The sequence below is a fragment of the Mycolicibacterium sp. XJ879 genome (assembly GCF_053483935.1).
Genome location: NZ_JBEFTH010000003.1, coordinates 399,633 through 424,137 on the forward strand (window position 1 = coordinate 399,633; position 24,505 = coordinate 424,137).

Consider the following 24,505-nt stretch of genomic DNA (forward strand, 5'->3'; position numbering starts at 1 on the left):
CCACGGCTTTTTTGGCGGCGAGTGACCAGCTGGCGCTCATGCCGGACTTTCTGGACCCGATGACGCTGCTCGGGTACTTCGGTACCTGGGCGCTGGTGGGCCTGTTGGTCGTGATCTTCGTCGAGTCGGGGGTGCTGTTCCCGATCCTGCCGGGGGACTCGCTGCTGTTTGTGGCCGGAATGCTGGCCGCGGGCACGGCGGCGCTGGCCGAAGAGGGCGGCCAAACCATCAACTTCCAGCTGTGGCAGCTGCTGGTGTTCATTCCGATCGCCGCGATCCTCGGCGGTCAGGCCGGTTACTGGATCGGCCGCAACATCGGCACGGCGATGTTCAAGCCCGACGCCCGGTTCCTCAAGCAGAGGTACCTCGACGAGGCGCACGAGTTCTTCGTGCAGCGCGGCCCGTTCGCGATCGTGATCGCCCGGTTCGTGCCGATTGTGCGGACGCTCGCGCCGTTGACCGCGGGCGCGGCCCGGATGAGCTATCCGGTGTTCGCGCTGTACAACATCGTCGGCGCCGTCGTGTGGGGCGTGGGATTGACGCTGCTCGGCTACTGGCTGGGCCAGTTCGAGTTCATCCAGAACCTGCTCGAGCCGATCGTCATCGCGATCGTGGTGGTGTCGGTGATGCCGATGCTGCTGGAGTGGCTCAAACGTCGTCGCGCCGCCAAGCGCGCCGGCGGGACCGCGCAGCCGGCCACCGAGCAGCCGTCCTAGACCGCTTGGTCGGCGAGCACGGCGAACAATTTCTTCAGCCCGGTCAGCGAGTCCGCGGGCAGAAAGTGATCGCAGTAGGGCATTGCGGCGGCCATCGAACCGGCCAGCGGGCGGAAGTCGGGATGTGCGGCGCGGGGGTTGAGCCACACCAGCGTCTGCGCGCGCCGACGCACCCGCGCCAGCGCCCGATCCAGAATCTCCGGCGGATCGCTGTCCCATCCGTCGGAGGCGATGATCACCACCGCGCCGCGTAGCGCGTTGCCGTGCGGCGCCGACAGTAGTTCCCCCACGCAGTGCCCGACGCGTGTTCCGCCGTATCGGTCCGTGACCTTGGCGTTGGCCCTGGCCAGCGCGACCTCCGCGGAACGGTGGGAAAGTGCCGCGGTGAGCCGGGTCAGCGATGTGGAGAACGCGAACACCTCGGGCCGGATCCCGCTGTGCCGCAACGCCGCAGCGCGCATCAGGTGCAGATAGATGGTGGCGTAGGGCTGCATCGAGCGGCTGACGTCGCACAGCAGCACGACGCGACGCGGGTGCGCACGGGCCCGGGTTCGCGCGACCCGCATCGTCTCCCAGCCCGTCTCGCGCGACTGCTTCATGGTCGCCCGCAGGTCGATGCGTTTACCGGTCCGATGCGGCTCGCGACGCATGGTGCGGCGCTGCGGCCAGCGCACTACGGACTGTTCCAGCCACCGGCCCAGCAGCCGAAGCTCGTCGGGGTCGAAGCTGCCGAACGGTTCGTCGGCGCAGGCCACGATCCGGCTGGGCAGGGTGTCGGGGATGCCGAGATCGCCGTCGTGCGGGTCGGTCGCTGTCACCGATGCGGGCCGGGTGCTCCACGGCAGCCCGCCTTCAGCGACGACGTCCGCGCGGCCGGGCACGCCCACTTCGGTGGCGACGGTGGTGCCGAGGCTGCGTTTGAGCCCGGGCGGGTCCACGCCGAGTACGGCGTCGGCGAACACCCTGTCGAACACCGCGTCGAACGGCGCGATGTCCTCGACCCGGTTCACCAGGGTCAGCCGCGCCGCCCAGTACAGCTGCGTTCGGGTGGCGGGCCATCGGTGTTGCAGCACCTCGACGAATCCTGTCGGTCCGCTGGCGGAGACCGCCACACCACCGTTGTGTAACCGATCCACCAGCGCGACGGCGAAGGCGGCGATATCGACGCCGCGCAGCAGATACGGTGTCGTCATCGTTACCCGCGCCGGGCCTTTCGCACGAGCATCAACACGACAACCGCGGCCAGGACGGCACCCAGCACCGCAGGCGCGTATTTCTTCAACGCTCCGCCACCGGCGAGTTCCAGCAGGTCGATGGCTTCCGATTGCGGCTTGGCGGCAGCGGGTTGGGGCAGCGGGGTCACCGGTGCAACGCCGTCGTGTTCGGGTGCGGGCAGCGCGGCCGCCCGGTCGGCGGCCAGCTTCTCCTCGAGCGCCTCGACGAACTGGCCGAGCAGCTTTTCCGAAACCTGTTGCAGCATGCTGCTTCCGAACTGGGCCAGCTTGCCGACCACCTTCAGATCGGTGTCGACGTTGACCCGGGTGTGGTCGCCTTCGGCGTGCAACTGAGCGATGACGGTCGCGGCGGCGTTTCCGGTGCCGCGGGCCTCCTTACCCTTGGCGTCGATGACCGCGCGGTGCTCCTCGGCGTTCTGTTCGACGAAGTGCACCTTGCCGCTGAACTCACTGGTCACCGGACCGACCTTCACCTTGACCTTGCCGAGCACGTCGTCGCCGTCGCGGCCGGTCATCTGGGCTCCCGGCATGAGCGGGATGACCTGGTCGAGATCATTCAGCAGCTCCCAAGTATCTTCGACCGGGACACTGACGGTGAACTCGTTGGCGATTTTCATCAAGCTTTCCTCTCAGTTTTCAGCGGTACTCGGCGAACGCATCGTTGATCGCCGCGTAATCGTCGGGGGTTTTGGCCAGTGCACCCAAACTGGCCAGACCTCGTTCACTGTCAGCACCGACCAGGTCGGTCACCCCGAGCGCGACGAGCGCGGCGACCCAGTCGATAGTTTCCGCAACGCCTGGTGGCTTATCGAGGTCGAGACTCCTTGTCGCGCCGACGAACTGGGCGGCGTGCTCGATCAGCGGGGCGCTTGCGCCGGGCACGGTGCGGCGCAAGATGTCCGCTGCGCGCACCGGGTCCGGGTAGTCGATCCAGTGGTACAGGCACCGCCGCCGCAGCGCGTCGTGCAGATCACGGCTGCGGTTCGAGGTGAGCACGACGATCGGTGGCCGGTCGGCGACAAAGGTGCCCAGTTCCGGCACCGTGACGGCGGCTTCACCCAGGAACTCCAGCAGTAGCGCTTCGAATTCGTCGTCTGCGCGGTCGATCTCGTCGATCAGCAGGATCGCCGCTCCGGGTCCCCGGTATCGAACGCACTGCAGGATCGGGCGGTTCACCAAATACGCCTCGGTGTACAGGTCGGACTCGTCGATCCCGCCGCCGCGCGCTTCGGCCAGTCGGATGGACAGCAGCTGACGCTGGTAGTTCCAGTCGTAGAGTGCCTCGGCAGCGGTCAGACCTTCGTAGCACTGCAGGCGCAACAACGGCGACTCTGCCACAGCCGCAAGGACTTTGGCAGCAGTCGTCTTGCCAACACCAGGTTCACCCTCCAGCAGCAGCGGGCGCCCGAGCGTGACCGCCAGATAGATCGCGGACGCCGTACCGGTGTCCAGCAGGTAATCGTGGGAGTCGAAGCGGCGGACGACGTCGTCGACATCGGCGAACAGGGCCGATCGTTGGGTCATCGCGCCACCGATGCGGCCCCTGCCCGGGCGGCGGTCAGGCCGTCGACGCGGATGCCCCGGATGACCTCGGCCAGGATGGACACCGCGATCTCCGCCGGTGTCTTCGCGCCGATCGGCAGGCCCACCGGGGTGTGTACACGTTGCCGCTGCGCATCGGTCAGGTCGAGTTCGTCGATGATCGCCTGGCCGCGGACCCTGCTGGCTACCAACCCGACGTATCCCGCGCCGGCGTCGAGCGCCGCGCGGATCATCTCGGCCTCCGGTCCCCCGTGGGTGGCGATGACGACCGCGGTGGCGCGGCCGAAATCGCCGTCGTCGTCGCGTGCGACGTCGTAGCCCAGGACCGTGCACATCTGGGCCAGCGCATCGGCGATCGGGGTGGCGCCGCAGAGCCGGACCAGGGGTGGGGGCACCTGGGGCGCCAGGAAGATCTCCAGCGCCCCGCCCGACAGACACGGGTTGACGACAACACACGCGCCGGGAGCGTCCGGATAGTGCACGTCGCCGTCGGGTAGCACCCGCAGCAGCACGCTCTCCCCGGCCTGCAACGCGCCCAGCGCGGCCTTGCGTACCGAGTTCTGCGCGCAGTGCCCGCCGATGAACCCCTCGATCGTGCCGTCCGACAACAGGATCGCCTCATCGCCCGCATGTGCCGACGCGGGTTGTTGGGCACGTACCACGGTGGCGTGCACGAACGGTGTGCGTGCGCGCCGCAATTGGGTGACGCGTTCGGTGATCGTCATGTCAGCTCCTAGATCGGCGGTTGCGCCCGGCCCTGCATCGCCTCCCACACCCGCGACGGGGTCAGCGGCATGTCGGCGTGGCGAACACCGAACGGCGCCAACGCATCCAGCACGGCGTTGACGACCGCGGGTGGTGAGCCGACGGTGGCCGATTCGCCGACTCCTTTCGCGCCGATCGGGTGGTGCGGCGATGGCGTCACGGTGTGGCCGGTCTCCAGGTTGGGAACCTCGACGGCGGTCGGGATCAGGTAGTCCATCAGCGATCCGCCCAGGCAGTTGCCCTCCTCGTCGAAGGCGATCATCTCCATCAGCGCCATGCCGATCCCGTCGACGATGCCGCCGTGCACCTGCCCCTCGATGATCATCGGGTTGATGCGGGTGCCGCAGTCGTCGACGGCGAGGAACCGGCGCACCTTGACCACCGCGGTGCCGGGGTCGATGTCGACGACGCAGAAGTACGCGCCGTACGGATAGGTGAGGTTCTCGGGGTTGTAACAGATCGACGCGTCCAGGCCGCCTTCGAGACCCTCGGGCAGGTCGCCTGCGCCGTGGGCCCGCATCGCGATGTCGGCGATGGTGACCGAGGCCGACGGGTCTCCTTTGACCCGGAAGGTGCCCTTGTCCCACTCCAGGTCGGCGACGCTGGCCTCGAGCATTCCCGCGGCGATGATCTTGGCCTTGTCGCGGACCTTGCGTGCCACCAGCGCGGCCGCCGCACCCGACACCGGGGTGGAGCGGCTGCCGTAGGTGCCGAGCCCGAACGGGGTCTGGTCGGTGTCGCCGTGCACCACGTCGATGTCGTCGGGCGGGATGCCCAGTTCCTCGGCGACGATCTGGGCGAACGTCGTCTCGTGGCCCTGGCCCTGGGTCTGAACGCTCAGCCGCACAACGGCTTTGCCGGTGGGATGCACCCGCAGCTCGCAGCCGTCGGCCATGCCGAGGCCGAGGATGTCCATGTCCTTGCGCGGGCCTGCGCCCACGGCTTCGGTGAAGAACGACATGCCGATGCCCATCAGCTCGCCGCGGGCGCGCTTCTCCTTCTGTTCGGCGCGCAACCCGTCGTAGTCGACCATCTCCATGGCCAGCCGCATCGTGGTCTCGTAGTCGCCGGAGTCGTAGACCCATCCGGTCTTGGACTTGTACGGGAACTGTTCGGGTTTGAGCAGGTTCGCCAGCCGCAGCTGCGCGGGATCCATCTTCAGCTCGTAGGCCAAACAGTCCACCAACCGCTCGACGAGGTAGACCGCCTCGGTGATGCGGAACGAACAGGCGTAGGCCACCCCGCCGGGCGCCTTGTTCGTGTACACCGCGGTCATATGGCAGTACGCGGCCTCGATGTCGTAGCTGCCGGTGAACACTCCGAAGAACCCGGCCGGATACTTCACCGGGGCCGCGGTGCCGTTGAACGCGCCGTGGTCGGCCAGCACGTTGGACCGGATCGCCAGAATCTTGCCGTCGTTGGTGGCGGCGATCTCGCCGAGCATGATGTAGTCGCGGGCGAACCCGGTGGACGTCAGGTTCTCGCTGCGGTCCTCCATCCACTTGACCGGCTTGCCCAACAGCAGCGAGCCGACGATCGCGCACACGTAACCCGGGTAGATCGGCACCTTGTTGCCGAACCCGCCGCCGATGTCGGGGGCGATGACTCGGATCTTGTGCTCGGGCAGCCCGGCGACCAACGCGTACAGGGTGCGGTGCGCGTGCGGCGCCTGGGTGGTCGACCACAGGGTCAGCTTGCCGCTGACCGGGTCCAGATCTGCCACGGCGCCGCAGGTTTCCATCGGCGCCGGATGCACACGGGGATAGACGATTTCCTGTCTGACGACGACGTCGGCCTTGGCGAACGCGGCTTCGGTCGCGGCGGCATCGCCGGTTTCCCAGTCAAAGCAGTGGTTGTCGGTCTTGCCCTCCAGATCCGTGCGGATCACCGGGGCGTCGGGCTCGAGGGCACGGCGGGCGTCGATCACCGGGTCGACGGGGTCGTAGTCGACGTCGATGAGCTCGAGCGCGTCGCGCGCGGAGTAGTGGTCCTCGGCGACCACGAAGGCCACCTCCTGACCTTGGAAGCGCACCTTGTCGGTGGCCAGCACGGCCTGCACATCGTTGGACAGCGTCGGCATCCACGCTAACCCCTTGGCGGCGAGATCGGCGCCGGTGACCACGGCCTTGACCTTCGGATGTGCTTGTGCCGCAGTGGTATCGATGCCGACAATGCGGGCGTGCGCATACGGTGAGCGCAGGATCGCCAGGTGCAGCATCCCCGGCAGCGCCACGTCGTCGACGTAGTTGCCGCGACCCCTGATGAACCGGGGATCCTCCTTGCGCAGCATCCGGCCGTGTCCGCACGGCTTCTGGTCGTTGTCGACGGCGTCGCCGGGCAACTCTTCCGGGCGTACTTCGGTGGTGGTCATGCGTTCGCCGCCTCTTCTGTGGCGCCGGCTTTGGCGGCCCACTGGATGGACCGCACGATCGTCGTGTAGCCGGTGCAGCGGCAGATCTGCCCGGAGATGGCTTCCCGGATGGTGTCCTCGTCGGGGTCGGGATCCTTGTCCAGCAGGGCGCGCGCGGTGATCATCATCCCGGGAGTGCAGAAGCCGCACTGCAGCCCGTGGCACTGCATGAAGCCTTCCTGCACGGGATCGAGTTGGCCGTCGACCTCCAGGCCCTCCACGGTGCGGATGGCGCGCCCGCTGGCCATCGCAGCGAGCACCGTGCACGACTTGACCGGCTCGCCGTCCATCTCGACCACACAGGTGCCGCAGTTGCTGGTATCGCAACCCCAATGGGTTCCGGTGAGCCGCAGCTGGTCTCGCAGGAAGTGCACGAGCAGCGTGCGGGGCTCAACCTCGGCGGCCACCGGTTCGCCGTTGACGGTCATGTTCACTTGCATTCTCAGACCCCTTCGGCCTCAGTTGTTTCGCGCCCGCGCCACCGCGGTGCGCAACGTTCGGATGATGAGCTCGGAGGCGAGGTGGCGCTTGTACTCCGCGCTGCCGCGCATATCGCTGACCGGGTTGCACGCCTGCGCGGCGTCGCGGCCCGCCTCGGCGAACGTCTCCTCGGTGGCCGGCCGCCCGGCCAGGCCCGCACCGACGGTGGCCAGCGCGGCCGGGTCGCTGTTGACCGCGGTCAGCCCGAGCCGAGCCGTGGCCAGCGTGTCACCGTCCAGCGTCACCGTGGCGCCGGCCGCAGCGACCGCCCAGTCCCCGACGCGACGCTCGACCTTCGCGTAGGCGCTGGAGCTGTGCCGGCGCAGCGGGATACGGACCTCGGTGAGCAGTTCGTTGTGGGCCAGCGCGGTCTCGTACGGCCCGGCCAGAAAGTCGTCGATCGGGATCTCGCGCTCTCCCGACGGGCCGCGTGCCACGCACACCGCGTCGAGCACGGTGCACACGGTCGTCAGATCCTCGGCGGGATCGGCCTGGCACAGGGAGCCGCCGACGGTGCCGCGGTTGCGGACCACCGGGTCGGCGATCACCTTCTCGGCGTCCCGGAAGATCGGGCACACCGCGGCGAGCGCGTCGGACTCCAGGGCCTGCCGGTGCCGCGTCATCGCGCCGATGCGCACCCGGCTCGGTTCCACCTCGATGTAGCCCAGCTCGCCCACCAGGTCGTTGATGTCGACGAGGTACTCGGGGTTGGCGATGCGCAACTTCATCATCGGCAACAGGCTGTGGCCGCCCGCGACGACCATCGCCCCGTCTCCGAGGCGGTCCAGGAGCCCGACGGCGTGACTGACGCTGGTGGCGCGTTCGTATTCGAATGGTCCGGGGACCTGCATGTGATCGTCCTCACAGATTTGGGCTGGGCCCCCAGTGTGGGTGCCGTTGACCAGGGCGTCAACCGCGAGTTAAGCGATCGCTTAACTGGCCCGTCGACTTCGGTCCGGTCGGGCGACTACCGACGTAGTCTCACGTCGTGACCCCGGCTCAGCTTCGTGCGTTCTCGGCCGTCGTGCGGTTGGGTTCGGTGCACGCGGCCGCCGAGGAACTCGGCGTATCCGACGCCGGGATCTCCATGCACGTCGCGCAGTTGCGCAAGGAACTCGACGACCCGTTGTTCACCCGGACGTCTGCGGGTCTGGCGTTCACCCCCGGCGGTCTGCGGCTGGCCAGCCGGGCCGTGGAGATCCTCGGCCTGCAGCAGCAGACGGCGATCGAGGTCACCGAGGCCGCCCACGGTCGGCGGCTGCTGCGCATCGCGGCGTCCAGCGCGTTCGCCGAACACGCGGCGCCTGGCCTCATCGAGCTGTTCTCGGCGCGCGCCAAGGACCTCTCGGTGGAGCTGAGCGTGCACCCGACGAGCCGGTTCCGGGAACTGATCGCCTCCCGGGCCGTGGACATTGCCCTGGGCCGTATCGCCGACGACGTCGGCGGCCTCGACGACGGGTCGATCGTCCTGCGGCCGTTCCTCAACTACCAGATCCTGACGGTGACAGCGCCCAACAACCCGTTGGCGGCGTTCGCCGATGGGCCGCCACCCCTTTCGGCGCTGCACGAACAACAGTGGATGCTCGGCCCGTCGGCGGGCAGCGTCGACGGTGAGATCGCCTTGATGCTCGAGGATCTGGCGATTCCGGAAGGACAACAGCGGATCTTCCAAAGTGACGCCGCCGCATTGGAGGAGGTCGAGCATGTCGGCGGTGTCAGCCTGGCGATCGGTTTCGCCGTGGGTAAGGACCTGGCCGCGGGCCGGCTCGTGCACGTCAAGGGTCCGCGGCTGCAGCGGCCCGGCGAGTGGTGCGCGATGACATTGTCACCCGCAGCCCGCCAGCCCGCCGCCTCCGAGTTGCTCCGGTTCATCACCACACCGCGGTGCACCCAGGCGATGCTGCGGGGCGCCGGTGTGAGCGTGCGGCGGTTTCGGCCCAAGATCCACGTCACGCTCTGGAGCTAGCGGGCCGCCTCCAACGCGCGGATCAGGCTGGCGGCGTCCCACGGGCCCTTATGCCGCCTGCCGTTGACGAAGAACGTCGGGGTCGCGTTGAGGTCCATCTCCTCGGCATCCTGCGCGTCGTCGGTCACCCGGTGCAGCACCTTCGACGGATGCACACGCACATCCTGGTCGAACTGCTCGATGTCGCAGCCCGCGGCCACCGCGTAGCGGTACATATCCGACCACTCCAGATCGTCCTGGTGTCCGAATAGCTCGTGGCCCATCTCCCAGAACCTGTCCTGGAGCGCGGCGGCCTCGCTGGCCCGCGCGGCGTCGAAGGCCCGCGGATGCGCCCGTTCCAGCGGCAGGTGGCGCCACACGTAGCACAGCTGGTCACCGAAATGGGCGAGCACCTCGTCGATGGCGCCCGTGGTGCGGCTGCAGAACGGGCATTCGAAGTCGCCGTATTCGACCAGGCTCAGTGGGGCGTCGGGGTTGCCGCGGATGTGGTCGCGCTCGGAGTCGATCGGTCGAATCATCTTGACCCCGATAGGTTCTGGTGGGCTGAGCCAGTCGGTGATCCGGAATATCGCCCAGCCGAGTGCGAACGCCAGCAGCGAGGCGGCCAGCACACCGATGCGGGCCTGATCCTGGCGGTCGGGGTCGGCGATCGCGATGTCGACGATGAAAAGCGAGATGGTGAATCCGATTCCGGACAGCGCGGCACCGCCCGCCAGCCGCTTGACGGTCAGCCCGGGCGCCAACTGCCCGTAGCGGCTGCGCTGCGTGAACCAGGTCGCGGCGGTGATGCCGATGAACTTGCCGAGCACCAGGCCAGCGATGATGCCCCAGGTCAACGACGACCGGAACGCCACGGCAAGGCTTTCGGCGTCCAGGTGCACTCCGGCATTGACCAACGCGAACAGTGGCAGCACGAAATACGACACATACGGCCCGAAGTCGGTCTGCAGTCGCTCGTTGATCGAGATCGACTCGCGCAGCCGGCGCGCCGCAGTGCGCGCGTAGCGCGAGTTCGGCGACTGCCGGAACGCCCGGATCACCTCGATCGCCTGTTCGACGCTCTGGCGTTCGGGGGTGAAGACCGGGATCAGCAGCGCGAGGGCGACACCGGCCAGCGTCGGATGGATGCCCGCGGCGGCCAACGCCACCCACAGCGCGAACCCCAGCACCGCATATGCCGGTCCGCGGGCCTTGGGCAGAAACCGCACCAGCGCGATCGCCACGATCAGCGCCATCGCCGCAACCAGCGGCGCCACCTCGATGGCGTCGGAGTAGAACACCGCGATGACGATCAGCGCGCCGACGTCGTCGACCACCGCCAGTGTCAACAGGAAGATCCGTAGCCGCCCAGGGAATTTGGGTTTGATGATGGCCAGCGCACCGACCAAGAACGCGGTATCGGTGGAGATCACCACACCCCACGCGTGCGCGTTCTCTCCCGATGAGTTGATCAGGACGAAGATGAGCGCGGGCAGCACCAGCCCGGCGATCGCGGCGGCGACGGGCACTGCCGCCCGCGAGCGGTCGGTGAGCTCGCCAATTGTGAACTCGCGGGTGACCTCGAGGCCGACGATGAAGAAGAAGAACGTCATCAGGCCGTCGTTGACCAGATGCTTGACGGTCAGCTCGTAGCTGCTGGTCCCGAACGTGAACCCGATGTGGGTATCCAAGAAGGCCCAATAGCTCTGGTCCCACGGTGAATTCGCCCAGAGGATGGCGATGAGCGTGAAGGTAAGCAGCAGCGCCGCCGCGCTGTTCTCACCGGTGTGCGACGCCCTGCCGTCGCGACTGAACCGTGCGGGCAGCAGGCGGATGATCCGCGGCGCGGATGCGGCGGTCACGTTTGGGAGGCGGCGTGCGCGGCTTCCATCAACATCCAGCCGGCCAGCTGTACCGATAGGTCACGTTCGGCCACCTCGGAGGCGTTGACGGCACCCGCCACGAACTGCGCTTCTTCGCTTGCGACCGTGGGTATTTCGGCGACACGGTCCCAGAACGCGGGGAACAGCGGCAGACCGTCGACGGTTTGGCGGTTGTCCCAGGCGGCCTGCGCGGAGTCCAGCACCAGTGAGCGGGCGGTGTCGCGCGCCGCGGCGTCCTGCGGGTCATTTTGCGGCAGCATGGTGACGACCAACGCGAGGTAGCGAGCCAAAATTCCGTTGAACAGCCCGCCGTCGCCGCCGCCTGCTCCGCGGATCACCCCGCCCGGTGCCATGTGGTCCTTGACGGCGTTGACGAGCCGATGCACCCGCCGGGCGTGGTCGGGGTCCTCGGTGCGCACGGCGAGCTCGGTTTCCAAACCGAGCACGACGCCCTGGCAGTAGGTGTACTGGGCGCGCACCAGCGAGCCGGCCTTGATGCCGTCGAACACCAGATGAGTTTCCGGGTCGATCAGGGTCTCGTCGAGCCAGTCGGCCATCTGCTGTGCGCGCCGCAGCCGGTCATCGTAGCGGGCGAGGAAAATGGCGGCCGGCCCGTTGGCGGGAGCGTTGAAGAACTGGTCCTGTTTGCGCCACGGGATGCCACCGCCGTCTTCGGGCACCCACGCGTTGACGAACTGTTCGGCCAGCCTCTTCAGCGCCTTGGGGTATTCGACGCCGGCCAGCCGCCCGGCGCGCTCCAGCGCCAGCGCCAGCCAGGCCATGTCGTCGTAGTAGTCGTTGACCCAGCCGGTGTTGCGCAGCCAGTGGGCGCGGATCTGGTTGCGGATCGCCTTCTCCCGCTCGGGCGAAGGGTCGCGGACCTGCGCGTCGACCAGGTTGTCGAGCAGATGGGCCTGCCACCAGTAGTGCCAGGTGCCGAACCATCGGTGGTTGCGCGCCGGGGGCCAGGCGACCACGCCGAGTTGTGTGCCGGGCAGCCCCCACAGCTTTCTCAGGTGTCGTTTCTCGATCGCGGCTTCGGCGCTGGCTGCGCGGTTGGCCCATACCTGATCCATGTGTTGATCCTGCCCTACCAGGCCGTCGAAATGTCCCCGTGTTGGGTGATCCAGGTATGCATCGCGATACCCGCGGCGACGGCGGCGTTGATGCTGCGGGTGGATCCGAACTGCGCGATCGACAAGGTGAGGGCCGCGCCGGTCTTGGCGTCGTCGGTGATGCCGGGGCCCTCCTGACCGAAGATCATCAGGCACTGCCGCGGCAGCGCGGTGTGTTCGATGCGCGCGGCGCCCGGCACGTTGTCGACGGCGACGACGGTCAACCCGGCATCGGCGGCGAACGCCAGCAGCGCCGCGGTGGTGTCGTGGTGGCGCAACCGCTGATAGCGGTCGGTCACCATGGCGCCGCGCCGGTTCCAACGCCGCCGCCCGACGATGTGCACGGTGTCGACGGCGAACGCGTTCGCGGTGCGCACCACGGCGCCGATGTTGGCGTCGTTGCCGAAGTTCTCGATCGCGATGTGCAGCGGGTGCCGTCTGGTGTCGATGTCGGCGACGATCGCTTCACGTGTCCAATAGCGATAAGCGTCAACGACATTGCGGGTGTCGCCGTCACGCAGCAGCGCGGGGTCGTAGCGCGGGTCGTCGGGCTGCGGGCCCTGCCACGGTCCGACGCCGGGGCGCTGCCCCCATTCGGTAGGGCCAGGCTCATCCATCGGCGATCCACAGCCCGGCGTGGGTGCCGATCACCGAAACGGTGCTGTACAACAGGGCCTGGTTGATTTCGCCCTGCGAACACAGCGACACCCGCACCTGCACCGCGTCGCGCGACGCGTCGGGCAGCACCAGGACCGAGGCGCCGTAGACGTCGCAGGCGTGGCTCAGTCCCGGCACGGGCAGCGTCGGTGACACCACGATCATCGTCGGGCCACCTCGGCGCAGCGAGGCTTCGCGGTATTGCTCTGCCAGGCCGCTGATCTCGAGCCCGAGCAGCATGTAGCCCCCGCCTTGGAACGCGTCGGGGTCGCCGAGCGCGTTCGGGCCCAGCATCGCCCCGTCGGCACGGAACGCGTCGAGGCTCGTGGTCTGGATCGACAGGCCGGTCTCGTTGTCCTTCGTCGGCGGCAACCCGACCGGGAACGCCGCCGGATGAGCCGTCGTCGTACCGGCGATCCGGTCCTGCGGCGAGTACACGTACACCCCGCGCACCTGCACCAGGTCGCGGTGCGGGCCCAGGCACACCGTGCCCGACATCCGGTCCGGCGTGGATTCAGAAACCGGTTGCAGCGCAAGGTTTGTGACGTCACGGCAGCCGCCGATGGCGTTGGCCTCGATCGGGTGGGCCAGCGCACCGTAGAGGCCGAACCTGATGTCCTCGGGCTTGGCGTGCGGGGCGTCGGGCTGTGCGGGTGCGGCGTCGACGTCGATCAGCACGTGGTCGCCCTCGACGCGCAGGTTCGACACCGACATGTTCCAGCCCAGCACCGCGAGCGATTCGCCGACGGCGGCGGTCTGCGCGGCGTAGGGAGATTCGAGCCGGTCGTCGGTGGAACACGCCGGGGCCGCGACGACGACAACCGCGGCCAGCGTCGCGATCAGCGCGCGCACGTATGTCCGGATCTAGGTTCTGTTCCGGCCACGGCCAACAACTTTCGTCATGGCCCGCACCAGCCTGCGCGGTATGAGGCGCCCTCCAGTGGTGAGCACCTTGTACTGCAGCCCGGGAACGATCACGACAGCGTTCTTCTTGGTGTCCTTGCGCACGTGGGCCATCGTCTCGCGCACCACGTCGTCGACCTGCAGCCACAGAATCGAGGGGGTGCCGCTCATCTCGATGCCCGCGCGCTGGTGGAACTCGGTGCGGATGAATCCCGGGCACAGCGCATAGACACCGACGCCGGTGCCGCCCAGCCCGTTGGCCAGCCCCTCGGAGAACGCGACCACCCAGGCCTTCGACGCCGAGTACGTCGAACCGCGCCCGGGCAGCAACCCGGCGACGCTGGCGACGTTGATCACGGTGCCGTCGTGGGCGGCCAGCATCGGGGGCAAGGCGGCGTGGGTGAGCTGCATGACCGCGGTGACGTTGACGTCGAGCTGGGACTGCAGCAGCGCGTAGTCGGCGGTCCAGAACTCGCCGGAGGTGCCGAACCCGGCGTTGTTGACCAGGACCTGCACCCCGGCGGTCAGCCGGTCGGCGACCTTGGCCCGGTCGGTGGCTTCGGCGAGATCGGCGACGATCACTTCGACGTCCGCGCCGCCTTCGCTGCGCAGTTCGGCGGCCAGGCGTTCGAGACGCTCGGCGTCCCTGGCGACCAGCACCAGGTCGTAGCCGTCGAGGGCGTACCGGCGCGCGAACCCCTCACCAAGGCCGGCCGTCGGTCCGGTGATCAGCGCGACAGGGCGTGACATGCCTAAGAGGGTACTTACCGCTGGTAGTGCGGTGACTGCCGTCCATTACGCGCCTGCGGCGGGCGGCGGACGCCTTCGGGCGGAGCCGGCGGCTGTGGGTAGCGACCGGCGCGCTCGGGCGGATCTGGGCGGGCGGGCGGGTGAGCTTCTGCGCGGCCCGGTACCAGGGGGCGGCTCGGTGCCGCATTGCGTCGGGCCGGCGCGGCCTGCGCACCGGACTGCGGCGTCGGCGGCAGCACCCGAAGCAGGTCGTTGAACTGGCGCACCGTGCGCAAACCCTCGTCCCACTGGGCGCGGGTGGACGTCACCGGCATGGAGACCAGTGTCCAGTGCTCCTCGTTCCACATGATCTCGGCGCTGTCGGGGGCGGTGTGGGCGAACGTGACCATCCGCCGGTCACATGCGCGCCGGGCGGCGTCGAGGTTGGTCGAGTAGACCATCCGCGGCCCAATGGCGCCCAGCAGCCAGATGTCGTTCTCGCGCGGCTCGGCGATTCCCTTGAGCCGCAGGTCGACGACGACGTTGGTGCCCACCTTGCGGTGCAGCGCGATCACCGTCGCGACGTCTTCGAGGTCGAAGATGAACACCGCTTCGCCGCGGATCTGACCGAGCACCACGTTCTTGGCGCTCACGTCGCCGACCGTCGACATCACCCCGCGCTTCCAGCGTTTGAGGATGTCCGAGGATTCGTGTTCGTAGTCGAACCCGTGCGACTTGGCCCACGACTTGCGTCGTCGGCCCAGCCCGCGTCGACGATCGATGTCGACGTACAGCAGCACCGCCGCACCCACGAAACAGAGTGCGGACAGCGTGAACCAAAGCGGCACCATTACGCTCAGCCTACTGGCACGGACAGCCAAATCCCGAACTCGGATTGGTCACGGTCCCGCATCCGAGCCGCGAAACTGTATTCCGGCAGGTGTCTACTCGACATTTCGCTGCCGGAATGCAGCGTCGCGGGTGGTAGGGGGCTCAGCCCAACACCAACGAGTCCCCGTCGGGGCTGACGTTGACCGGCACCACGTCGCCGTCGTGCACGGTCCCGGCCAGCAGCAGCTTGGCCAGCTGGTCGCCGATCGCCTGCTGGATCAGCCGACGCAGTGGCCGGGCGCCGTACTGTGGGTCGAACCCACGGTGGGCCAACCACTTCTTGGCGGGCGCCGACACCTCCAGCGTCAGGCGGCGCTGCTCGAGGCGCTTGGCCAGCTGAGCCAGCTGGATGTCGACGATGTGGACCAACTCCTCGGGGTTGAGCCCGTCGAAGACGATCACGTCGTCGAGCCGGTTGATGAACTCGGGTTTGAACGCCGCGCGCACCGCGGCCATCACCTGCTCCTCGGTGCCGCCGGCACCCAGGTTCGACGTCAGGATCAGGATGGTGTTGCGGAAGTCGACCGTGCGGCCCTGCCCGTCGGTCAACCGGCCCTCGTCGAGCACGGCCAACAGCACGTCGAACACGTCCGGGTGGGCCTTCTCGATCTCGTCGAACAGGATCACCGTGTACGGACGCCTGCGCACCGCCTCGGTCAACTGACCGCCCTGGTCGTAGCCGATGTAGCCCGGGGGCGCACCGACCAGCCGAGCCACCGAATGCTTCTCGCCGTACTCGCTCATGTCGATGCGGACCATCGCGCGTTCGTCGTCGAACAGGAACTCCGCCAGCGCCTTCGCCAGCTCGGTCTTACCGACACCGGTCGGGCCCAGGAACATGAACGAACCCGTGGGCCGGTTCGGGTCGGCGACCCCGGCACGGCTTCTGCGGACCGCATCAGAAACCGCAGTGACCGCCTTCCGTTGCCCGACGACCCGTTTACCCAGTTCGTCTTCCATCCGCAGCAGCTTTGCGGTCTCGCCCTCGAGCATCCGGCCGGCCGGAATGCCGGTCCACGACGACACCACCTCGGCGATGTCGTCGGGTCCGACCTCCTCCTTGAGCATGACGTCCTCCCGCGCCTCGGCATGCGGCAACGCGGCGTCGAGCTTCTTCTCGGCCTCCGGAATACGGCCGTAGCGCAGCTCGGCGGCGCGTTCCAGATCGCCGTCACGTTCGGCGCGGTCGGCCTCGCCGCGCATCGACTCGAGCTGCTCCTTGAGCTCGCGGACCACGTCGATGGCGTTCTTCTCGTTCTGCCAGCGGGTGGTCAGCTCGGCCAACTTCTCCTTGTAGTCGGCCAACTCGGCGCGCAACTTCTCCAGCCGCTCCTTGGAGGCCTCGTCCTCTTCCTTCGAGAGGGCCATCTCCTCGATTTCGAGGCGACGCACCAGCCGCTCGACCTCGTCGATCTCGACCGGCCGGGAGTCGATCTCCATCCGCAACCGCGATGCGGCTTCGTCGACCAGGTCGATGGCCTTGTCGGGCAGGAACCGCGCGGTGATGTAGCGGTCCGACAGCGTCGCGGCGGACACCAACGCGGAGTCGGTGATCCGCACACCGTGGTGCACCTCGTAGCGATCCTTGAGACCACGCAGGATGCCGATGGTGTCCTCCACCGACGGTTCGCCGACGAACACCTGCTGGAAGCGGCGCTCCAGCGCGGCGTCCTTCTCGATGTACTTGCGGTACTCGTCGAGCGTGGTCGCGCCGACCAGACGCAGCTCGCCGCGCGCCAGCATGGGTTTGATCATGTTGCCGGCGTCCATCGAACCCTCGCCGGTCGCACCGGCGCCGACGATGGTGTGCAGCTCGTCGATGAACGTGATGATCTGGCCCGCCGAGTTCTTGATCTCGTCGAGCACGGCCTTGAGCCGTTCCTCGAACTCGCCGCGGTACTTCGATCCCGCCACCATCGAGCCCAGGTCCAGGCTGACGACGGTCTTGTCGCGCAGGCTCTCCGGCACGTCGCCGGCCACGATGCGCTGGGCCAGGCCCTCCACGATCGCGGTTTTGCCGACGCCGGGTTCACCGATCAGCACCGGGTTGTTCTTGGTGCGTCGGCTCAGTACCTGCACGACGCGACGAATCTCGTTGTCGCGCCCGATGACCGGGTCCAGCTTGCCTTCCTTGGCGCGGGCGGTCAGGTCGGTGGAGTACTTCTCCAGCGCCTGGTAGGTGCCCTCGGGGTCGGCGCTGGTGACGCGCGCACTGCCGCGCACCTTGGTGAACGCCTCGCGCAGCGCCTGCGGGGAGGCGCCGTGGCCGCTCAGCAGCTTGGCGGTGTCGCTGTCGCCTTCAGGAGCGGAGCCTGCGGAGCGACCCGAGTAGCCGGCGAGGCCGACGAGCAGGTGCTCGGTGGAGACGTATTCGTCGTCCATCTCGGTGGCCAGGTGCTGCGCAGCGGTGATCGCGGTCAGCGACTGCGGCGACAGCTGCGGCTGGGTGGCCGCACCGGTGGCGCTGGGCAACCGGTCGAGCAACCGCTGGGTCTCGGCCCGGATCGTCGCGGGGTCAACTCCGACGGCCTCCAACAGCGGGGCGGCAATGCCGTCGTTCTGCGTCAGCAATGCCATCAGCAGGTGTTCGGGCGCGATCTGCGGGTTGCCAGCGGCGGTGGCCGCCTGCAACGCCGACGTCAGCGCCGCCTGGGTTTTGGTCGTCGGGTTAAACGAGTCCACGACTACCTCCGTTTCGTCTAAAGGAAAGCGTTGTCGCGATGTACAACGCAGTCAATGTTGAGTCTGTTCCGCTCAAGTCTGCCAAACTTTCCGCGGTCGTGCGGTTTCATCCGCAACACGCCGGTCCCGGCGTACCAATCCGCACACTCGGGTCGGCGACCCTTGACACATGGTGCGTTTGATCGCCGCGTTGACGGTCCTCGCGGTGCTCGGCTTGGCGTGGCCGTCCAGCACAGCCCGGGCGGCAACCGATCAGGAACAGGTCCGTGCGGTGCTCAACGGCATGAACGACTCGTATAACCGCTTCGACTTCGATGCCTTCGCCATGTATGTGTGCGCCGCGATGCGCAACGATGACGGTTTCGAGCCGGGCTGGTATTCCAGCAGGCGCGTCGACGGGCCGACGCGCATCAGCGTCGGAGCGGTATCGGTGGCGGGCGATCCGGCGACGTCGGCGATGGCCACCGTGCGCTTCGAGGCGGCCCACCACACTGAGACACTGGCCGTCGAGTTCGTCCGCGAGGGCGCGCAGTGGAAGGCCTGCCGATATCACGCCGTCGAGGCCATTTAGTTCAACGAAAGGTTATCCGTGCTGGTATCGGTGCTCACCGAACTCATCCCGTTGGCGCTCGTCGTGGCGCTGTCCCCGCTGTCGATCATCCCGGCGGTGCTGGTGCTACACACCGCGCGCCCGCGCCCGACCGGGTTGTCGTTTCTGGCCGGCTGGGTGATCGGCATCGCCGTGCTGACGACGGCCTTCCTCGCGGTCTCCAGCCTGCTCGGCGGGCTGGACCGCGAGCCTCCCGGCTGGGCCTCATGGCTGCGCATCGCCGTGGGCGTCGCGCTGATCGCGTTCGGCATCTACCGGTGGTCGATGCGCAAGAAGTCCGCGCACATGCCGCGCTGGATGCAGAGCTTGAGCAAGCTGACCCCGGCCCGTGCGGGCGGTACGGCGCTGGCGCTGACCGTCGTCAACCCCAAGGTGTTGCTCATCTGCGCCGCGGCGGGTTTGGCGATCGGCTCGGCCGGCATGGGCCGATCGAGCGTCTGGGCGGCCGTGGCGTGGTTCGTGGTGGTCGCCGCGTCGTCGGTGGTGATACCGATTCTCGGCTACGCCGTGTCCGGGAAACGCCTCGACAACGCCCTGGCGCGGCTGAAGGACTGGATGGAGCAACAGCACGCGGTCCTGATGGCGGTGATCCTCGTCGTGATCGGGCTCATGGTGCTGTACAAGGGGATTTCGCACCTATAGCTCGTCGGTGAGGTACCGCGTCACCGTCGGGGCGATCAGCCTCACCACCTCGTCGTCGGGCAGGGCCGCCAACGGTCCGATCTTCATCACATACCGCAGCATCGCCATGCCGACGAGCTGGCTGGCGGCCAGCATCGCGCGCAGCCGCGCGTTCTCGTCACCGCCGAGCACGCCCGACACCGCGGTCAGCACGTAGTTCTGCATGAACCCGCGAAACGCCTCGTGGGCGTCGCTGTTGGAGGTGGCCGACTGCAGCATCGCCACCATGGTGGGACCGGTGTCGGGTTCGGCCCAGATCCGCAGGTATGCGCGCACCATCCGGGTGCCGATGTCGGGGTCGTCGCCGGGCGCGCCGGTGAGCGCGGCGATCAACACGTCGGGATTCACGATCAACCGCAACGACTCGCGAAACAGCTCGGCCTTCGAACCGAACAGATAGAGCACCATCGCCGGATCGACATGGCTATCCCGCGCGATCGCCCGCAGCGTCGTCTTGTCGTAACCCTCGGTGGCGAACCGCTTCTTGGCCGCCGCCAGCACCGCCTCCCGCGACACCGGGTCACCCTGGCGGCGGCCGCGCCGTTTGGCCACCCGGGCTGGTGAAGGCATATTGCGACACTAACATTTCAATAACTGTTGAAATCCTTCCCCCAGCGGCGTTACGCTCGGCGCAAGGCATTAATTCAACACCAGATGAAAAGGTTTCGAACCATGACCGAAACACAGCTGGACACCTCGCCCTTCACTCCGAGCCACGAACCGTCCGCGGCGATCCGCGCGACCGGCATCGTGCTGGTGCTCACCGTCGTGGTCGCGATCGTCGCGCTGGCCTTCGCGCTGCCCGCCGTGCACACGGCGCCCCGCGACGTACCGATCGGCGCGGCGGGCCCGCAGGCCGCGGCGGGTCAAGTCGAGGCACTGCTGCAGCAGCAGGCCCCCGGCGCGTTCGCCGTCACCTACTATCCCGGCGAAGCGGCGCTGCGCGACGCCATCGAAAGCCGGGATGTCTACGGCGGCATGGCATTCAGTCCCGACGGGCGGACACTGCTGATCGCCACCGGGGCCAGCCCGGCCGTCGCGCAAATGCTCACCCAGGTCGCCAACGGCATCGCCAAACAGACCGGCGCGCAGGTCCAGGTCGAGGATCTCGCGCCGCCCACCGCCGACGATCCGCGCGGCATCGGGCTGGCCGCCTCGGCGTTGCCGCTCACGTTGGCCGCGCTGCTGCCCGCGATTGCGCTGGTCTTGGTGCTTCGGCGCGAGATCTGGACGCGAGTGGCGGCCATGATCGCCTTCGCCGCGGTCTCCGGCGTGACGATCGCGGCGCTGCTGCGCTTCGTGCTCGGCTCGATCGACCAGAACTTCTGGGGTGTCACCGCCGGTTTGACGCTGGGCGTGCTTGCCGCGGGGCTGACGATCATGGGGCTGGGCTCGGTGTTCGGGCGGATCGGGTTGATCGTCGGCGCGCTGCTGGCGGTGCTGGTCGGCAACCCGTTGTCGGGGCTGAACAGTGCGCCGGAGATGTTGCCCAGCGGCTGGGGTGAGGTCGGTCAGTGGTTGCCGCAGGGCGCCAATGCCACCCTGCTGCGGTCGACGGCGTTCTTCGACGGCGCAGGCGGGGCCGTGCCGGTCCTCGTGCTGAGTCTCTGGGTGCTGGCCGGTGCGGCTCTGATGGTCATCGCCGCGCTGCGCCAACGGAGCCGGGGGCCGAGCTGACTTACACTCGGGCGGCGTGGGACTCGACGACCGTGACGCGCTGCAAATGCTGCGCCACGCCGTCGACCCCGCGCTCGGCTCCGACGATCTGATCCGCACCTTCTACACCCACTGGTTCGCCACCGACCCGTCGGTGCGCGACTTGTTTCCACCCGATATGGCCCAGCAGCGCGCCGTGTTCGCGCAGGCGTTGACTTGGTTGTTCGGCGAACTCGTCGCGCAACGCGCCGACGAGCCGGTGACCTTCCTGGCCCAGCTCGGTCGCGATCACCGCAAATACGGTGTGACACAACAGCATTACGACAGCATGCAACGCGCCCTGCTGAGGTCGCTGCGCGATCACCTCGTCGAGCGCTGGGATGACAGGCTGGCCGAGGCCAGCCACGATGCGGTCGCGCTGTTCATCGGTGTCATGCGGGGGGCGGCCGAGGCCGAGGAGGGCCCGCCGTACTGCGACGGCACGGTGATCGAGCACATCCGCGCCACCCGTGACGTCTCGGTGGTACGCCTGCAACTGGACCGACCGCTGGCCTACCACCCCGGCCAGTACGTCACCGTGCAGGTGCCGCAGTGGCCGCGGCGGTGGCGGTATTTGAGCCCGTCGATTCCGGCCGAACCCAGCGGGGGCATCGAGTTCCACATCCGCTCGGTCACCGGCGGCATGGTGAGCACCGCGATCGTCGGCGAGACCCGACCCGGTGACCGGTGGCGGCTGTCCAACCCGCACGGCGGCCTGCACATCGACCGCAACGGCGGCGATGTGCTGATGGTCGCCGGCAGCTCCGGCCTGGCCCCGCTGCGGGCGCTGATCATGGACCTCACCCGGTGGGGGGTGAACCCCCGGGTGCAGCTGTTCTTCGGCGGGCGCTACCCCTGCGACCTCTACGACCTGCACACCCTGTGGCAGATCGCCTCGCAGAATCCGTGGCTGTCGGTGACGCCGGTGTCGGAGTACAACGTCGATCCGCCGTGGGCGTCGGAGTATCCCGACGTCAACCCGCCTCGCGGGCTGCACGTGCGCCAGACCGGCAGGCTGCCCGACGTGGTGACCCGGTACGGCAACTGGGGCGACCGCCAGATTTTGATCTGCGGCGGGCCGCAGATGGTCGAGGCCACCAAGGCCGCGCTGATCGCCAAAGGGGCGCCGGCCGAGCGGATTCAGCACGATCCGCTATCCAACTGAGCGGCGGGCTCATACACTGCTCAAGATCAGTTCAGGCTGAGGAGAAGCCATGCCGACCATGCGCGCCGCACGGATGTACGGATACCGGCAACCGCTCAAGCTCGAAGAGATCCCGATACCCGACATCGAACCCGACCAGGTACTGGTGAAGGTGGGCGGAGCGGGCATGTGCCGCACCGACTTTCAGCTCATCGACGGCTACTTCGGGATGGATATGCCGCTGCCTGCGACCCCGGGTCACGAGATCGCGGGGACCATCGATCGGCTCGGCGCCGACGTTCCTGCCGCCGCAGCGTTGGCGGAGGGTGACCATGTGGTGGTCTTCGGGCCGCAAGGCGACGGCTCCTGCCGCCAATGTCATCGCGGCAACCAGCACATCTGCAACCAGGGCCACTGGATCGGTTTCGGGCCGCACGGCGGGTACCAGGAGTACGTCCCGGTCTCCTACCGACAGCTGATCAGGGTCAGCGGTCAGATGTCGGCCCTGTCCCTGGCGCCGCTGACCGACGCCGGCCTGACCCCCTACCGCGGCCTGAAGAAGCTCCGCTCCGCGGGGGTGCTCGGTCCGGGCACCACGCTGGCGGTGATGGGCGTCGGCGGGCTCGGCGCATACGCCGTGCAGTACGCGAAGCTGCTCGGCGCGGGGGCGACGGTGGTGGCGCTGGCCCGCAACGATGAAAAGCTCGCGCTGGCAAAAGAAAACGGAGCCGATCACACCATCAACATCGGCGACCGCTCCGACGATCAGGTGCGCGACGCGCTCGAGCAGGTCACCGGCCGACGGGAGTTCGACGCGGTCATCGAATGCGCGGGAGCCGAAACCAGCATCCGGCTGGCCTTCGCCCTGCTGGCCACCGAGGGCGCGGTCGCGACGGTGGGGCTGGTCGGCAATCGCGTCGACATGCCGCTGTTCCCTCTGGTCAGCCGCGAATACACATTGTTCGGTTCATTTTGGGGCAACTACAGCGACCTCACCGAGGTCGTGGCGCTGGCAGAGGCGGGCAAGATCAAAGATTCGGTGACGCAGGTGCGTTTCGAGGAGGTCAACGATCACATCGACGCACTGGGCCACGGCGATTTCGTCGGCCGCGCGGTGATCGTCTACGACTGACTGTCGGCGGGCACCCGTTGCCAGAAATCGTTGAACGCGATGCTGTCGAAAAGCGCTGTACCTCTGACGATTCGGTCGTCGGCGAGCGTCAGAAACCACGAATAGGTGTTGCGGTAGGCCACGCCGTCGCGAGCCGCGCCCTCAGCGCCTGATCGGGGCTGCCAGTGCCGTCGCTCCAGGCGCCGAAACCGGCGCGGACGATCTCAAGGTTGCGGGCTTCGGTTTCGTCGTGCGCCCGCGTATCTCCGATCACCGTTTGATCTAACCGCATCCGGTGGCAGGATCGGCTGACATGGCCGAGTTGGAGAGCGTCACGCTGAAGGATCCGGCATCGTCGATGACAGCGACGTTCGTCCCGACGGCCGGCATGGTCGGCACCTCGCTGGCCGACGCGGGTGATGAGTTCCTCGGCCAGCGCCGCGGGTTGGACGCGTACGTGACATCCGGCAAGACGATGGGCATTCCGTTCCTGTATCCGTGGGCAAACCGGTTGAGCGACAACACGTATAGTGTCGACGACGCTGTCGTCACCCTGACCGCCGGTGCCGGTGGCGTGCGCACGGACGAACACGGCGCTCCGATCCACGGTGTGCTGGCCGCCTATCCGGGGTGGCTGGTAACCGCCCGGTCGGAGAACTCGCTGACGGCTGTGCTCGACTACGGCGGCAAACCCAGGCTGCTGGCCTCGTTCCCATTCCCGCACCTGCTGGTCCACAGCGTCGCGCTCGACGAACGCAAGCTGACCATCGAAACCACCGTGATGGCGACGACGTCGGCGTCGGTGCCGTTGTGCTTCGGCTACCACCCCTATCTGACGATCCCCGGTGTGCCGCGCGAACAGTGGCGGCTGACCACTCCGGCCATGCGCCGCTTGCCGGTGGACGACCGGGGTATTCCGACCGGGGGGCATCAGGAGTGGCACGGCGGCACCGAACCGCTCGGCCGCGTCGAGTACGACGACGGCTTCGACAACGTGCCCGACGGGGCGGTGTTCTCGCTGTCCGGCGGGGACCACCGCCTCGACGTCAGGTTCGAGGCGGGTTATCCGGCGGCGCAGATTTTCGCGCCCGGCAGCGACGACGTCGTCTGCTTCGAGCCGATGGCCGCCCCGACCGACTCGCTGCGCCGCGGTACCTACCGCTGTGCCGTCCCGGGCAGGCCTGAAACGGTACGCTTTTCGATCAGCGTGCGGTGACCGTCACCACATCCCTGGCACCATGCGGTAGCGCACCTGGTCTTCGCCGCGGCGACTAATGCCAGAATCATTACATCGCCTATCGAATGCTTCCG

The 24,505-nt window shown here is 68.0% G+C and carries 23 protein-coding genes; 8 read left to right on the forward strand and 15 right to left on the reverse strand.

Features of this window, described 5'->3' with window-relative positions:
* Positions 1-38: 38 nt before the first annotated feature.
* Positions 39-716, forward strand: a complete 678-nt coding sequence (locus tag ABQF13_RS09210) for a DedA family protein (RefSeq protein WP_448392679.1) — start codon at positions 39-41, stop codon at positions 714-716.
* Here the strand turns inward: ABQF13_RS09210 and ABQF13_RS09215 are convergent.
* From ABQF13_RS09215 to ABQF13_RS09245, 7 genes are read right to left on the reverse strand one after another with little or no spacing between them, the layout of a single operon-like run.
* Positions 713-1,909, reverse strand: a complete 1,197-nt coding sequence (locus ABQF13_RS09215) for a vWA domain-containing protein (protein WP_448392419.1) — start codon at positions 1,907-1,909, stop codon at positions 713-715. The two genes, ABQF13_RS09210 and ABQF13_RS09215, sit on opposite strands and share 4 nt — an antisense overlap.
* Positions 1,910-1,911: 2 nt before the next feature.
* Positions 1,912-2,568 (reverse strand): SRPBCC family protein, encoded by a 657-nt coding sequence (locus ABQF13_RS09220; protein ID WP_448392420.1) that lies wholly within the window; start codon positions 2,566-2,568, stop codon positions 1,912-1,914.
* A gap of 19 nt (positions 2,569-2,587) precedes the next feature.
* Positions 2,588-3,475 carry an AAA family ATPase gene (locus ABQF13_RS09225; protein WP_448392421.1) on the reverse strand — a complete coding sequence of 296 codons (888 nt, stop codon included), beginning with the start codon at positions 3,473-3,475 and terminating at the stop codon, positions 2,588-2,590.
* Positions 3,472-4,218, reverse strand: coding sequence for an XdhC family protein (locus tag ABQF13_RS09230; RefSeq protein WP_448392422.1), 747 nt, complete (start codon positions 4,216-4,218; stop codon positions 3,472-3,474). The genes ABQF13_RS09225 and ABQF13_RS09230 overlap by 4 nt, the downstream gene beginning before the upstream one ends.
* Before the next feature lie 8 nt (positions 4,219-4,226).
* Positions 4,227-6,629, reverse strand: a complete 2,403-nt coding sequence (locus tag ABQF13_RS09235; protein WP_448392423.1) for an aerobic carbon-monoxide dehydrogenase large subunit — start codon at positions 6,627-6,629, stop codon at positions 4,227-4,229.
* Positions 6,626-7,108, reverse strand: coding sequence for a (2Fe-2S)-binding protein (locus tag ABQF13_RS09240; RefSeq protein ID WP_448392424.1), 483 nt, complete (start codon positions 7,106-7,108; stop codon positions 6,626-6,628). The genes ABQF13_RS09235 and ABQF13_RS09240 overlap by 4 nt, the downstream gene beginning before the upstream one ends.
* Before the next feature lie 18 nt (positions 7,109-7,126).
* The gene (locus ABQF13_RS09245) at positions 7,127-7,999 is read right to left on the reverse strand and encodes an FAD binding domain-containing protein (protein ID WP_448392425.1); all 873 of its coding nucleotides are present in this window, start codon (positions 7,997-7,999) and stop codon (positions 7,127-7,129) included.
* Between the two features lie 137 nt (positions 8,000-8,136).
* Here ABQF13_RS09245 and ABQF13_RS09250 point away from each other — a divergent pair, with 137 nt between their 5' ends.
* A complete protein-coding gene (locus ABQF13_RS09250; RefSeq protein ID WP_448392426.1) occupies positions 8,137-9,114 on the forward strand; it encodes a LysR family transcriptional regulator in 978 nt (325 codons plus the stop codon).
* Here ABQF13_RS09250 and nhaA read toward each other — a convergent pair.
* The 7 genes from nhaA to clpB form a co-directional block, all read right to left on the reverse strand.
* Positions 9,111-10,955: a Na+/H+ antiporter NhaA gene (gene nhaA / locus ABQF13_RS09255; protein ID WP_448392427.1), complete on the reverse strand. Its 1,845-nt coding sequence runs from the start codon at positions 10,953-10,955 to the stop codon at positions 9,111-9,113. The two genes, ABQF13_RS09250 and nhaA, sit on opposite strands and share 4 nt — an antisense overlap.
* The gene (locus tag ABQF13_RS09260) at positions 10,952-12,052 is read right to left on the reverse strand and encodes a glycoside hydrolase family 76 protein (protein ID WP_448392428.1); all 1,101 of its coding nucleotides are present in this window, start codon (positions 12,050-12,052) and stop codon (positions 10,952-10,954) included. Before ABQF13_RS09260 ends, nhaA begins: the two co-directional genes overlap by 4 nt.
* Before the next feature lie 14 nt (positions 12,053-12,066).
* The gene (locus ABQF13_RS09265) at positions 12,067-12,708 is read right to left on the reverse strand and encodes a TrmH family RNA methyltransferase (protein ID WP_448392429.1); all 642 of its coding nucleotides are present in this window, start codon (positions 12,706-12,708) and stop codon (positions 12,067-12,069) included.
* Complete coding sequence (locus ABQF13_RS09270) at positions 12,701-13,600, reverse strand: hypothetical protein (protein WP_448392430.1); 900 nt, start codon at positions 13,598-13,600, stop codon at positions 12,701-12,703. The genes ABQF13_RS09265 and ABQF13_RS09270 overlap by 8 nt, the downstream gene beginning before the upstream one ends.
* Positions 13,601-13,612: 12 nt before the next feature.
* A complete protein-coding gene (locus ABQF13_RS09275; RefSeq protein ID WP_448392431.1) occupies positions 13,613-14,401 on the reverse strand; it encodes an SDR family NAD(P)-dependent oxidoreductase in 789 nt (262 codons plus the stop codon).
* Between the two features lie 14 nt (positions 14,402-14,415).
* Entirely contained in the window at positions 14,416-15,231 is an 816-nt protein-coding gene (ttfA, locus tag ABQF13_RS09280) for a trehalose monomycolate transport factor TtfA (RefSeq protein ID WP_448392432.1), read from the reverse strand.
* Positions 15,232-15,373: 142 nt separating this feature from the next.
* The gene (clpB, locus tag ABQF13_RS09285; RefSeq protein WP_448392433.1) at positions 15,374-17,953 is read right to left on the reverse strand and encodes an ATP-dependent chaperone ClpB; all 2,580 of its coding nucleotides are present in this window, start codon (positions 17,951-17,953) and stop codon (positions 15,374-15,376) included.
* A 169-nt stretch (positions 17,954-18,122) separates the two neighbouring features.
* Here clpB and ABQF13_RS09290 point away from each other — a divergent pair, with 169 nt between their 5' ends.
* Together ABQF13_RS09290 and ABQF13_RS09295 are read left to right on the forward strand one after the other, a co-directional pair.
* On the forward strand, positions 18,123-18,524 hold the full coding sequence (locus ABQF13_RS09290; protein ID WP_448392434.1) for an Rv0361 family membrane protein: 402 nt from the start codon (positions 18,123-18,125) through the stop codon (positions 18,522-18,524).
* Between the two features lie 30 nt (positions 18,525-18,554).
* The gene (locus tag ABQF13_RS09295) at positions 18,555-19,205 is read left to right on the forward strand and encodes a GAP family protein (protein WP_448392680.1); all 651 of its coding nucleotides are present in this window, start codon (positions 18,555-18,557) and stop codon (positions 19,203-19,205) included.
* On the opposite strand, the gene ABQF13_RS09300 is transcribed toward ABQF13_RS09295, so the two are convergent.
* The gene (locus ABQF13_RS09300; protein WP_448392435.1) at positions 19,200-19,814 is read right to left on the reverse strand and encodes a TetR/AcrR family transcriptional regulator; all 615 of its coding nucleotides are present in this window, start codon (positions 19,812-19,814) and stop codon (positions 19,200-19,202) included. The two genes, ABQF13_RS09295 and ABQF13_RS09300, sit on opposite strands and share 6 nt — an antisense overlap.
* A gap of 102 nt (positions 19,815-19,916) precedes the next feature.
* On the opposite strand from ABQF13_RS09300, the gene ABQF13_RS09305 reads away from it, so the two are divergent.
* The 4 genes from ABQF13_RS09305 to ABQF13_RS09320 all read left to right on the forward strand — a co-directional run bounded on the left by ABQF13_RS09305 (position 19,917) and on the right by ABQF13_RS09320 (position 24,410).
* Entirely contained in the window at positions 19,917-20,921 is a 1,005-nt protein-coding gene (locus tag ABQF13_RS09305; protein ID WP_448392436.1) for an ABC transporter permease, read from the forward strand.
* A gap of 16 nt (positions 20,922-20,937) precedes the next feature.
* A complete protein-coding gene (locus ABQF13_RS09310; RefSeq protein WP_448392437.1) occupies positions 20,938-22,104 on the forward strand; it encodes an FAD-binding oxidoreductase in 1,167 nt (388 codons plus the stop codon).
* A gap of 49 nt (positions 22,105-22,153) precedes the next feature.
* On the forward strand, positions 22,154-23,215 hold the full coding sequence (locus ABQF13_RS09315) for an NAD(P)-dependent alcohol dehydrogenase (protein WP_448392438.1): 1,062 nt from the start codon (positions 22,154-22,156) through the stop codon (positions 23,213-23,215).
* Between the two features lie 292 nt (positions 23,216-23,507).
* Positions 23,508-24,410 carry an aldose 1-epimerase gene (locus tag ABQF13_RS09320; protein WP_448392439.1) on the forward strand — a complete coding sequence of 301 codons (903 nt, stop codon included), beginning with the start codon at positions 23,508-23,510 and terminating at the stop codon, positions 24,408-24,410.
* The last annotated feature ends 95 nt before the right edge of the window (positions 24,411-24,505 follow it).

What these genes read in the sequence shown, in the direction of transcription:
- ABQF13_RS09230 (WP_448392422.1), bottom strand. Translation starts at nt 4,218, where the DNA reads ATGACGATCACCGAACGCGTCACCCAATTGCGGCGCGCACGCACACCG.
- ABQF13_RS09215 (WP_448392419.1), bottom strand. Translation starts at nt 1,909, where the DNA reads ATGACGACACCGTATCTGCTGCGCGGCGTCGATATCGCCGCCTTCGCC.
- ABQF13_RS09290 (WP_448392434.1), top strand. Translation starts at nt 18,123, where the DNA reads ATGGTGCGTTTGATCGCCGCGTTGACGGTCCTCGCGGTGCTCGGCTTG.
- ABQF13_RS09225 (WP_448392421.1), bottom strand. Translation starts at nt 3,475, where the DNA reads ATGACCCAACGATCGGCCCTGTTCGCCGATGTCGACGACGTCGTCCGC.
- ABQF13_RS09265 (WP_448392429.1), bottom strand. Translation starts at nt 12,708, where the DNA reads ATGGATGAGCCTGGCCCTACCGAATGGGGGCAGCGCCCCGGCGTCGGA.
- ABQF13_RS09305 (WP_448392436.1), top strand. Translation starts at nt 19,917, where the DNA reads ATGACCGAAACACAGCTGGACACCTCGCCCTTCACTCCGAGCCACGAA.
- ABQF13_RS09220 (WP_448392420.1), bottom strand. Translation starts at nt 2,568, where the DNA reads ATGAAAATCGCCAACGAGTTCACCGTCAGTGTCCCGGTCGAAGATACT.
- ABQF13_RS09260 (WP_448392428.1), bottom strand. Translation starts at nt 12,052, where the DNA reads ATGGATCAGGTATGGGCCAACCGCGCAGCCAGCGCCGAAGCCGCGATC.
- ABQF13_RS09300 (WP_448392435.1), bottom strand. Translation starts at nt 19,814, where the DNA reads ATGCCTTCACCAGCCCGGGTGGCCAAACGGCGCGGCCGCCGCCAGGGT.
- ABQF13_RS09320 (WP_448392439.1), top strand. Translation starts at nt 23,508, where the DNA reads ATGGCCGAGTTGGAGAGCGTCACGCTGAAGGATCCGGCATCGTCGATG.
- ABQF13_RS09315 (WP_448392438.1), top strand. Translation starts at nt 22,154, where the DNA reads ATGCCGACCATGCGCGCCGCACGGATGTACGGATACCGGCAACCGCTC.
- ABQF13_RS09240 (WP_448392424.1), bottom strand. Translation starts at nt 7,108, where the DNA reads ATGCAAGTGAACATGACCGTCAACGGCGAACCGGTGGCCGCCGAGGTT.
- ABQF13_RS09275 (WP_448392431.1), bottom strand. Translation starts at nt 14,401, where the DNA reads ATGTCACGCCCTGTCGCGCTGATCACCGGACCGACGGCCGGCCTTGGT.
- ABQF13_RS09235 (WP_448392423.1), bottom strand. Translation starts at nt 6,629, where the DNA reads ATGACCACCACCGAAGTACGCCCGGAAGAGTTGCCCGGCGACGCCGTC.
- ttfA (WP_448392432.1), bottom strand. Translation starts at nt 15,231, where the DNA reads ATGGTGCCGCTTTGGTTCACGCTGTCCGCACTCTGTTTCGTGGGTGCG.
- ABQF13_RS09245 (WP_448392425.1), bottom strand. Translation starts at nt 7,999, where the DNA reads ATGCAGGTCCCCGGACCATTCGAATACGAACGCGCCACCAGCGTCAGT.
- ABQF13_RS09210 (WP_448392679.1), top strand. Translation starts at nt 39, where the DNA reads ATGCCGGACTTTCTGGACCCGATGACGCTGCTCGGGTACTTCGGTACC.